Raw genomic sequence first — 8319 nt, forward strand, 5'->3', positions numbered from 1 at the left:
AAGGCCGCGGCGGCGGCTTGGGGCGTGGCCGGGGCGGCGCTGCTGATCGCCATGTTCGGGCCGGTGGTCAACGCGCCGCAAGCGGTTCTGGACGTCTCGCCGTTCTCGCACATCCCGAAGCTGCCGGGTCAGGACGTGACCTCGACGCCGCTGGTTTGGCTGTGCGGCATCGCCGTGGTGACACTGGCCGCCGGACTGGCGACCTTCCGGCGGCGGGACATCGGGTAGGCAGTCGTGGACGCAGACAAGTCCCGACCCAGCGTGGGTCGTGAGTGGCAACAAGTGTTCTAACACTCGTAAACACTCACGACCTGTTACGCACTCACGACTCCGGTGGCGTCGACGTGCAGGGTGGCCTGGGGGCCGCCCGCGCCGCAGTCGGGGCCGTTGGGGTACAGCAGTTTCGGGGTGACATCGAGGGTCTGTTCCGGGAAGGCCGAGAGCCGGACGGTGACGCGGATCGGCTCGGCGGGTAAGCCGGGCAGGGTGGCGAAGCCGTGTTTTCCGCCGGTGGTGGTCATTCGCGCGGAGCAGGGATCCGTCGGTTTGTCGCCGGCGCAGGTGGTCGAGGCCGCCGCTGTCGACGGCGAAAGCACGAGGTCCTGCGTGTCGCACGTGCTCGCCCAGCAGGCCACGAGCGTCGCGGAATCCACCTTCGCGGCGGCCGCGGGCTCGATGTCGAGGCCGATGCCGACCTGAGTGCCGATCATCGTGCAGGCTCGGTCACCGCCCACGCCGGAAGGGGAACCGCAAGCCGTCACTGCCACCAGCGCCATCGCCGTCACGGGAAGCACGCGCATGGCTTGAAGACGGTACAAAACGCCCGAAGGTTGCACCAGGCCTAAGGCGAAGGTGACGGACTCGCCGACTCGGTGGACGACGACGTCGTCGGGCTCACGGAGGTCGTGCTGACCTGGGTCGAAGTCGAAGTCGAGGTCACGACCGTGGTCTGGGTCGTGGTGGTGGACGTCGGCGACGGCCGCTGCTGGGTCACGGTGGTCCGAACGGAGACGAGACCGGTCACCGTGACCGGAACACTGGACGTCAGCACGGGAACCCCGGTGACGCTGACCGGCTCGGGACGCTCCGGGGTCAGGCGCCCGGCGACGAGCACGGCGGCGACCAGCAAGCCGCCCGCGAACCCGGCGACGATACCGACCGCTGTCGATCCCAGACTCGGCCCGATCATGCCCAAACCTCCTCGATGCGTTGTCACGCAACTAACGAGGTAACAGAAAGCTATACAGGTCCTAGACCAACTTCGTGACCAGCAGCGCAAACCTATCCGGTACTCGTGTTGATCTTACGTTCCGTTACGGGGACCGCAACTCGCCGAGCGGCTAGCGTGACGCGCGAAGGCCGTCGATCACGACTCGCACCAGCTCATGGCCGCTCTCCGACTGCCGTTCGGTCGCGACGCAGCCGACGATCAACGCGCGGAGATCGGCACCGTCGATATCGCGCCGGACAGCGCCGGCCTCTTGGGCCCGGGCCAGCAGCTTGTCGAGCACCTCTCGAAGGCCGCCACCGGCTTCCGCTTTGAACGCGAAACCCGTGGTCGTCGCCAGCGAATCGCACAGCGCCTTGTTCAGCGACACCTGCCGGATGATCCGCGCGAAGTAACCGAAGAACGCCTCACCCGGATCGCCGGCGGAAAACAGTTCGCCCGCCTCTTGCGTGAACTGCTCGATCCGGTCCAGCACAACGGCTTGGAAGAGCGCGTCCTTACTGGGAAAATGCCGGTACACCGTGCCCGCGCCGACCTGCGCGCGCCGGGCGATCTCGTCCAGTGGCACGGCCAGGCCCTCGGCGGCGAAAGCTTCCTCGGCGGCGGCCAGCACGCGGGCGCGGTTGCGCCGGGCGTCGGCACGCAGGACGGGCTTCGCTTCTTCCACATCCTGGCCAACAAAGTAAGTCGACATCGAATTCCGAAGCCGCCACGCTGACGAACATGACGACCGACGAGGACTGGGAAGAGCAAGCCCGCAACTGGATCACCTGGGCCCGCACGCCGGAGCTCGATTCGTATTGGCGCTACCGCTCGGCGTTGTTCGAGCTGGTGCCCGGACCAGGCGAGTCCACTTTGGATCTCGGGTGCGGGGAAGGCCGGGTTTCCCGCGATCTCGCCGAGCGTGGTCACCGGGTAACCGGCGTCGACGTTTCGCCGACGCTGCTCGAAGCCGCCCGCGCGGCGCATCCCGAAGGCACCTACGTGACCGCGGACGCGGCGGACCTCCCGTTTCCCGACCACAGCTTCGACCTGGTCGTCGCCTACAACTCGCTGATGGACGTCGAAGACCTGCCGGGCAGCGTCCGTGAAGCCTCGCGCGTCCTGCGGCCCGGCGGCAAGCTGGTGCTGTCCATCGTGCATCCGGCTAACCGCGACAAGATCATCGGCGAAGGTGACGACGCGGCGTTCGTTGTGGACGGTTCGTACTTCGAAAACACCCACAGCCACCAGGGAACCGAGCGCGACGGCGTCAAGATGGTCTTTTCCGGCTATCAACGCCCGCTCACCAGCTACACGCGGGCGCTCGAAGACGAGGGTCTGCTCATCGAAGCCGTCCGCGAGCCCATCGCGACCAGGGCCGACGGTTCCGCCCATCGGCTGCCATGGCACCTGTGGCTGCGGACGGTCAAATCGGCTTCAGCGCGGTGAGCTGGAAGTTCCGGGCCGTGTGCTTGTACGGCGCCCGGTCGGTGACGGCGTGTTCGAACGCCTCGAGCTTGGCGAAGAACTCGGGATCGCGCTTGATGTCGTTGTCCACGATGTAGTCGCAGATCGCGCGGATGCCGTAATGGCCGGTGACGACACAACCGAGCTCGGCGAGCTTGAGCGTCAGGCCGCCCGCGGTGTGCAACGTGATCGGCTTGTCGAAGAGCACCGCGGTGGCCTGGTCGGTGTCCAGCGCGGCCAGCGCCGCGTCGAGGTCGAGCCCGCGGACGGCCTGGATCATCGGCTCGGAGTGGTGGTTCATCGCGATGATCGACAGGACCCCGCCCGCCTTCGACGCCGCGAGCAGCACCTGGAACAGGCCGGTGACGTCTTCGAGGTACTGCACCAGGTTGTGGCACAGCACGACGTCGAACTCGCCCTCACCGACAGTCGAGGGCAGCGCGAACGCGTCCGCGTGGATCGTCTCGAGGACGACTTCGGCTTCCGCGGCCCGCTCGACGGCCTCGGCGAGCATCTCGGCCGAGGAATCCACAATGGTCACGTGGTGGCCGAGGCGGGCGAGTTGGACCGCGTCTCCCCCGTTACCGCCGCCGACGTCGAGAACGCGGAGCGGCTCGTCGCCGATGTGGCGCAGCAGGTTGGCCAGCGCGAGCGAGTACCGGAGCCGTCCCCACGGGCTCTCCTGCCATTCCTGCCACTTCATGGGTTGGCCCTCTGTGCGGTGGGCGGCTCGAACAGCCGCTCGGCGGTGGACGTGGTGAACTCCCACACACCCGGGACGAGCAGCACGCCCAAGATCACGAAAACCGGGAAGATCAGCCGGTTTTCGACGTTCTTGCCGGTGCGGAAGCGCATGAACTTGGGCAGCCGGATCTCGTACCAGGTCTCCCCGGCGATCGGGATCGGGAAGAGGAACGGGCAACCGGACTTCGTGAGCGCGTCGCCGAGGCAGTGCACGAAACAGCCCACCGCCACGGCATAGCCCAGATAGCCGGAAACCTGGTCCAGCTGACCGAGTTCGTCGTGCGCGGTGTAGACCCACCAGACGATCGCGACCCCGCTGACCGGCATCAACCAGTCGCCGAGCACGCCTTCGGCCAGTAACAGGCCGAAGATCACCACCCCGGCGACCGCCCACGGCCCCCAAGCGGACGTCGCCGCCGTCGTCGCGGCACCGAGACCGGCGGCGAAGAGCACGGTGTGGGACATGTGCCGGTGTTTGCCGGTGACCTTTTCGTCGCGCGGGCCCTTGGTCAGGGCATACAGCGCGGCGGACACGCGCCGCAGGATCCAGGAGATGACGCCGGTGAACGGTCCCAGCAGCCTGGACGCCGTCGCGCCCGGATGGTCGAGGTCGGGAAGCAGGGCGAAACCCGCTGTGGTGGCGCCGAAAACCACCGCCTGGTGAATCGTGCCGGCGCCGAGGACAGGCGCCAGCGCCAAGCCCGCGCACCAGCCCGTGAGCGCGTGAGTCCGCCCCATCATGGTGCTGTGTGTTCCCCAGTTTCGTCGAAGCTCGAGCTGCGCGTTTACCTTCAGGCAGGCGGTTCGTGCACCACCGTCAGGTGCTCGGCGACCCCGGTGAGGTCGATGACACGGCTGACGGCGGCGCTGGGAACCACGGCGAGCTCGTAGGACTGCTCACCTGCCTCGCGCTGCGCGTGGAGCACGACGTTGAGGGCGGACGAATCGAAAAAGCTCACGCCGGTCAGGTCGAGGATCAGGCGGGACGGCTTTTGCTCCGTCAGAGCCGCCAACTGATCCTTGAGCTGCGGGCTGGTCAGCAGGTCGAGCTCGCCGGTGACGACCACTCGGGGCGCGGACTGCTCAGCTTCGATTTTGATACTGAAGCCGGGTGTCTCGGGGGAGGGCATGGACATTCTCCTCAGGGTCCACGAAACCCTAGCCCAACACGCCGGGACACTCACCCGGTGGGGAGTGCCTTTCTGCCTGCGCGTCGCTGACGCAGAAACAGCTCCCGGCGCTCGATCTCCCCGAGCCCGCCCCAAATGCCGTACGGCTCCTGCACGCTCAGCGCGTGCTTGCGGCACTGGGCGAGGACCGGGCAGGCATGGCAGATTTCCTTGGCGCGTGCTTCGCGCCGGTCACGTGCCGAACCGCGCTCGTTGTCGGTGTGGAAGAACAGGCTGCTGTCGGCGCCACGGCAGGCACCTTGGAGCTGCCATTCCCACTCCTCTGCGACCACGTTCGGCAGCCGGCTCACGTCCGCCATGTCGTCCTCCGCCTCTCAAGCGATCACCACGTCGAAGCCGAATTGCCCACCAACGGTCCGGATCAAACCTGAGTTTGGTTTGCTCATACCTTGGGCACTGCCAGCGCAGTGGCACCGACGAGAGGAACGCGAGTGGTGGACACCGGAGATTCGGAACAGCGCGAAGCTCCGTTGAGGGTGGTGGCGGGCGACGGACGGGCAAGCGGAGACGGCGCACAGGTGATCGAGGTCAGGACGGCCGCGATCCCCCAGGTAGTACCGACCCTGCGCACGATCGCCGCGGACATCGCGATGCGCCAGGACTTCGATCTCGACGCCATCGAGGATCTCCGCATGGCCATCGACGAAGCCTGCTCACTGCTCCTGCCTTCGGCGTCGGACGGCAAGCTGACCTGCGTTTTCACCGCGAGCCTCGGCAGGGTCGAGCTCTCGGTCTCCGTACTCGCCGACTCGGCGAAGCTCACCGAAGACAACGGACTCGGCTGGCAGTTGCTGACCGCACTGGCGACTTCGGCGAAGCGCACAGTGACGCCGGGCGAAGGTGGTTTCCTCTCGCGTATCGACGTCGTGCGCGAAAGTGAGGCGGTAGCGAGGTGACGCTGGAACAGCAGCCGGACACCGACGCGCTGTTCACCCAATTGGCGGAGCTGCCCGCCGATGACACGCGACGCGAAGCCATTCGCGACGAACTCGTGCGGGCCCACCTCCCGGTGGCCCGCAACCTCGCCCGCAAGTTCCGCAGCCGGGACGAGGCGATGGACGACCTCATCCAGATCGCGACCGTCGGCCTGATCAACGCCGTCGACCGGTTCGACCCGGCCCACGGCAGCGACTTCCTGGCGTTCGCCGTTCCCACGATTTCCGGCGAACTCCGCCACTACTTCCGCGACAACAGCTGGTCCGTGCGGGTGCCGCGCCGGCTCAAGGAGCTGAACGCGAGCATCGCGTCGGCCCGTGAAGAGCTGACGGTCCAGCTGGCCAGGGCACCGCGCCCGAGTGAGATCGCCGAAAAGCTCGGCATCGGCACCGAAGAGGTCTACGAAGGCCTTCGCGCCGGGCAAGGCCGCTACGGCGCTTCGCTGGACAACCTGTTGGAAAACTCCGCGCACGCGGCGTTCGGCGCCCCGGACGCGAACCTTGACCAGGCCGAGCTGCGCGAAGCGTTGCGGCCACTGCTCGAGACGTTGCCGGAGCGGGAGCGCAAAATCGTCGCCTTGCGCTTCGGCTACGGTTTGAGCCAGTCGGACATCGCCCGGCGGGTCGGGGTGTCGCAGATGCAGGTCTCACGGTTGCTCACCGGGACGCTGAAGAAGCTGCGTGAAGGACTCGGTGAAGAACACATGCCAGGTGATTAACCGATGGGAATCGACTCGGCGGCCCCCTCGGTCGCCCGGCAAACCGTCCGTGAGGCACTCGCCGAGCTGGGGGTGACCGGGAATCTGACCGGGGACATCCTGCTGGTCGTCTCCGAGCTGGTCAGCAACGCCGTCGAACACGGCGACGGTTACGACGGGCTCGAGATCGACCACGAAGACGACCAGCTCACCATCCGCGTCTACGACCGGAGCCCGGAACCGCCGGAACCGCGGACGCCGAAACCGATGACGCCACGCAGCCGTGGCCTGCGGCTGGTGGACGCCATCGCACCAAGCTGGGGCAGCGAAAAGTGCGAAACCGGCAAGTACGTCTGGGTGCGCTTCACTCTGCTCTCTGACAACAGCTAGGAAACGGCTCAGGGCCTAGGCTCCAGATCATGGAGACACGGGAAATCGGCCGGCTCGGCCGGCATGTCAGTGCGGTCGGGCTCGGGTGCTGGCAGCTCGGCGCCGACTGGGGAAACGTCGACGAAGGTGACGCGCTCGCGGTCCTGCACGGCGCGGCCGACGCGGGCGTCACCTTCTTCGACACCGCCGACGTCTACGGCGATGGCCGCAGCGAGCGGCTGGTCGGGCAATTCCGCAAGGAGCGCGCCGACGACGGCATCTTCGTGGCGACCAAGATGGGCCGCCGGCTGGAGCAGGTGCCGGAGAACTACGTCGCCGCGAACTTCGACGCGTGGAACGACCGGTCGCGCAAGAATCTCGGCGTCGACACGCTCGACCTCGTCCAGCTGCACTGCCCGCCGAGCTCGGTGTACTCGGCCGACGCGGTGTACGACGCGCTCGACTCGCTGGTCGAGCGTGGCCGCGTCGGCGCGTACGGCGTCAGCGTGGAGACCTGCGAGGAAGCGCTGACGGCGTTGGCGAGGCCGCATGTCGCGACCGTGCAGATCATCCTGAACGCGTTCCGCCACAAGCCGCTCGAGCAGGTGCTCCCGGCCGCGGTGTCGGTGGGCGCCGGGATCATCGTGCGGGTGCCGCTCGCGTCCGGGCTGCTGTCGGGCAAGTACACCGCCGACACCACCTTCGGCGCCGACGACCACCGCAACTTCAACCGCAAGGGCGAGGCGTTCGACGTCGGCGAGACGTTTTCGGGCGTGCCGTTCGATGTCGGCCTCGAAGCGGTGGAGCGGCTTCGCGGTGTCCTGCCCGCCGGCCAGACCCTCGCGCAGTTCGCGCTGCGCTGGATCCTCGACCAGCCCGGCGTCAGCGTGGTCATCCCCGGCGCGCGCAACCCCAAGCAGGCGAAGGACAACACCGTCGCGGCGGGCCTCCCGCCGTTGGACGCCAAGGCGGCCGACACTGTCCGCGAGGTCTACGACGAACTCATCCGCCCGCTCATCCACGACCGCTGGTGATTGGAACAAGATGACGATGACGCCCGAGGAGCTGCTGACCACCACAAGGACGGTCCGCAAGCGCCTCGATCTCACCCGGCCGGTTCCGCTGGAGCTGGTCAAGCGGGCCCTCGACATCGCGCTGCAGGCACCCAGCGGCTCGAACACCCAGCGGTGGCAGTGGATCGTGCTCACCGACCCGGACAAGCGGGCCGCGATCGGCGAGCTCTACCAGCGGGCTTGCCGCGAGTACCTGAACTCCCCCAACGCGGCCGGGAAGCTGTTCTCCGCCGACCCGGACCGGGCCAAGGTCCAGCAGCGGGTGGGCGACAGCGTCGAGTACCTCGCCGACAAGATGGGCGAGGTCCCGGTGCTGGTCATCCCATGCCTGGAGACGCCGAGCGCCGACCTGCCCGAGGGCAACCAGGCGGGGTTGTGGGCGTCGCTCCTGCCTGCCACGTGGAGCTACATGCTGGCGTGCCGGGCGTTCACCCTCGGCACGGCGTGGACCACGCTGCACCTGAAGTACGAGAAGGAAGCCGCGGAGATCCTCGGCCTTCCGGACAACGTGCACCAGGCCGCGCTCATCCCGACAGCGTTCTACACCGGCGACACCTTCAAGCCCGCCGCCCGTCAGCCGCTCGACGACGTCCTGCACGTCGACGCCTGGTAGGTAGTCGTGAGTGCGTAACA

General features: G+C 67.6%; 13 protein-coding genes and 1 pseudogene. 7 read left to right on the forward strand and 7 right to left on the reverse strand.

The genetic code is table 11. The annotated features are described in order from the left end of the window. Window positions 1–228, forward strand: a pseudogene (locus tag VGP60_RS32700) (ABC transporter permease); the annotation flags it as partial. 86 nt (window positions 229–314) lie between these two features. Here VGP60_RS32700 and VGP60_RS32705 read toward each other — a convergent pair. The 3 genes from VGP60_RS32705 to VGP60_RS32715 all read right to left on the reverse strand — a co-directional run bounded on the left by VGP60_RS32705 (window position 315) and on the right by VGP60_RS32715 (window position 1922). After that, window positions 315–800, reverse strand: coding sequence for a hypothetical protein (locus VGP60_RS32705; protein WP_327552026.1), 486 nt, complete (start codon window positions 798–800; stop codon window positions 315–317). Window positions 801–841: 41 nt separating this feature from the next. Continuing rightward, complete coding sequence (locus tag VGP60_RS32710; protein ID WP_327552027.1) at window positions 842–1189, reverse strand: hypothetical protein; 348 nt, start codon at window positions 1187–1189, stop codon at window positions 842–844. A 151-nt stretch (window positions 1190–1340) separates the two neighbouring features. Continuing rightward, window positions 1341–1922, reverse strand: coding sequence for a TetR/AcrR family transcriptional regulator (locus VGP60_RS32715; RefSeq protein ID WP_327552028.1), 582 nt, complete (start codon window positions 1920–1922; stop codon window positions 1341–1343). A 29-nt stretch (window positions 1923–1951) separates the two neighbouring features. Here VGP60_RS32715 and VGP60_RS32720 point away from each other — a divergent pair, with 29 nt between their 5' ends. Next, the gene (locus VGP60_RS32720; RefSeq protein WP_327552029.1) at window positions 1952–2659 is read left to right on the forward strand and encodes a class I SAM-dependent methyltransferase; all 708 of its coding nucleotides are present in this window, start codon (window positions 1952–1954) and stop codon (window positions 2657–2659) included. On the opposite strand, the gene VGP60_RS32725 is transcribed toward VGP60_RS32720, so the two are convergent. The 4 genes from VGP60_RS32725 to VGP60_RS32740 are packed head-to-tail and all read right to left on the reverse strand — an operon-like array spanning window position 2637 to window position 4910. Further along, the gene (locus VGP60_RS32725; RefSeq protein ID WP_327552030.1) at window positions 2637–3380 is read right to left on the reverse strand and encodes a class I SAM-dependent methyltransferase; all 744 of its coding nucleotides are present in this window, start codon (window positions 3378–3380) and stop codon (window positions 2637–2639) included. The genes VGP60_RS32720 and VGP60_RS32725 overlap by 23 nt on opposite strands. Next, the gene (locus VGP60_RS32730) at window positions 3377–4159 is read right to left on the reverse strand and encodes a metal-dependent hydrolase (protein ID WP_327552035.1); all 783 of its coding nucleotides are present in this window, start codon (window positions 4157–4159) and stop codon (window positions 3377–3379) included. Before VGP60_RS32730 ends, VGP60_RS32725 begins: the two co-directional genes overlap by 4 nt. A 53-nt stretch (window positions 4160–4212) precedes the next feature. Next, the gene (locus VGP60_RS32735) at window positions 4213–4551 is read right to left on the reverse strand and encodes an STAS domain-containing protein (RefSeq protein ID WP_327552031.1); all 339 of its coding nucleotides are present in this window, start codon (window positions 4549–4551) and stop codon (window positions 4213–4215) included. Between the two features lie 50 nt (window positions 4552–4601). Continuing rightward, window positions 4602–4910, reverse strand: coding sequence for a WhiB family transcriptional regulator (locus VGP60_RS32740; RefSeq protein WP_327552032.1), 309 nt, complete (start codon window positions 4908–4910; stop codon window positions 4602–4604). A 180-nt stretch (window positions 4911–5090) separates the two neighbouring features. On the opposite strand from VGP60_RS32740, the gene VGP60_RS32745 reads away from it, so the two are divergent. The 5 genes from VGP60_RS32745 to VGP60_RS32765 are packed head-to-tail and all read left to right on the forward strand — an operon-like array spanning window position 5091 to window position 8299. Further along, window positions 5091–5507, forward strand: coding sequence for an anti-sigma factor (locus tag VGP60_RS32745; RefSeq protein ID WP_327552036.1), 417 nt, complete (start codon window positions 5091–5093; stop codon window positions 5505–5507). After that, on the forward strand, window positions 5504–6265 hold the full coding sequence (locus VGP60_RS32750) for a SigB/SigF/SigG family RNA polymerase sigma factor (protein WP_414640439.1): 762 nt from the start codon (window positions 5504–5506) through the stop codon (window positions 6263–6265). The genes VGP60_RS32745 and VGP60_RS32750 overlap by 4 nt, the downstream gene beginning before the upstream one ends. Before the next feature lie 3 nt (window positions 6266–6268). Next, entirely contained in the window at window positions 6269–6634 is a 366-nt protein-coding gene (locus tag VGP60_RS32755; protein ID WP_327552033.1) for an ATP-binding protein, read from the forward strand. 29 nt (window positions 6635–6663) lie between these two features. Further along, the gene (locus tag VGP60_RS32760; protein ID WP_327552034.1) at window positions 6664–7647 is read left to right on the forward strand and encodes an aldo/keto reductase; all 984 of its coding nucleotides are present in this window, start codon (window positions 6664–6666) and stop codon (window positions 7645–7647) included. Window positions 7648–7663: 16 nt separating this feature from the next. Next, window positions 7664–8299, forward strand: a complete 636-nt coding sequence (locus tag VGP60_RS32765; protein WP_327552038.1) for a nitroreductase family protein — start codon at window positions 7664–7666, stop codon at window positions 8297–8299. The last annotated feature ends 20 nt before the right edge of the window (window positions 8300–8319 follow it).

Origin of the sequence: Amycolatopsis sp. (assembly GCF_036008905.1) — a bacterium.
Taxonomy (GTDB): domain Bacteria; phylum Actinomycetota; class Actinomycetes; order Mycobacteriales; family Pseudonocardiaceae; genus Amycolatopsis.

Excerpts from the sequence above, each read along its gene's own strand:
- VGP60_RS32740 (WP_327552032.1), bottom strand. The coding sequence starts at position 4,910 with ATGGCGGACGTGAGCCGGCTGCCGAACGTGGTCGCAGAGGAGTGGGAA.
- VGP60_RS32765 (WP_327552038.1), top strand. The coding sequence starts at position 7,664 with ATGACGCCCGAGGAGCTGCTGACCACCACAAGGACGGTCCGCAAGCGC.
- VGP60_RS32730 (WP_327552035.1), bottom strand. The coding sequence starts at position 4,159 with ATGGGGCGGACTCACGCGCTCACGGGCTGGTGCGCGGGCTTGGCGCTG.
- VGP60_RS32710 (WP_327552027.1), bottom strand. The coding sequence starts at position 1,189 with ATGATCGGGCCGAGTCTGGGATCGACAGCGGTCGGTATCGTCGCCGGG.
- VGP60_RS32755 (WP_327552033.1), top strand. The coding sequence starts at position 6,269 with ATGGGAATCGACTCGGCGGCCCCCTCGGTCGCCCGGCAAACCGTCCGT.
- VGP60_RS32735 (WP_327552031.1), bottom strand. The coding sequence starts at position 4,551 with ATGCCCTCCCCCGAGACACCCGGCTTCAGTATCAAAATCGAAGCTGAG.
- VGP60_RS32760 (WP_327552034.1), top strand. The coding sequence starts at position 6,664 with ATGGAGACACGGGAAATCGGCCGGCTCGGCCGGCATGTCAGTGCGGTC.
- VGP60_RS32705 (WP_327552026.1), bottom strand. The coding sequence starts at position 800 with ATGCGCGTGCTTCCCGTGACGGCGATGGCGCTGGTGGCAGTGACGGCT.
- VGP60_RS32720 (WP_327552029.1), top strand. The coding sequence starts at position 1,952 with ATGACGACCGACGAGGACTGGGAAGAGCAAGCCCGCAACTGGATCACC.
- VGP60_RS32715 (WP_327552028.1), bottom strand. The coding sequence starts at position 1,922 with ATGTCGACTTACTTTGTTGGCCAGGATGTGGAAGAAGCGAAGCCCGTC.
- VGP60_RS32725 (WP_327552030.1), bottom strand. The coding sequence starts at position 3,380 with ATGAAGTGGCAGGAATGGCAGGAGAGCCCGTGGGGACGGCTCCGGTAC.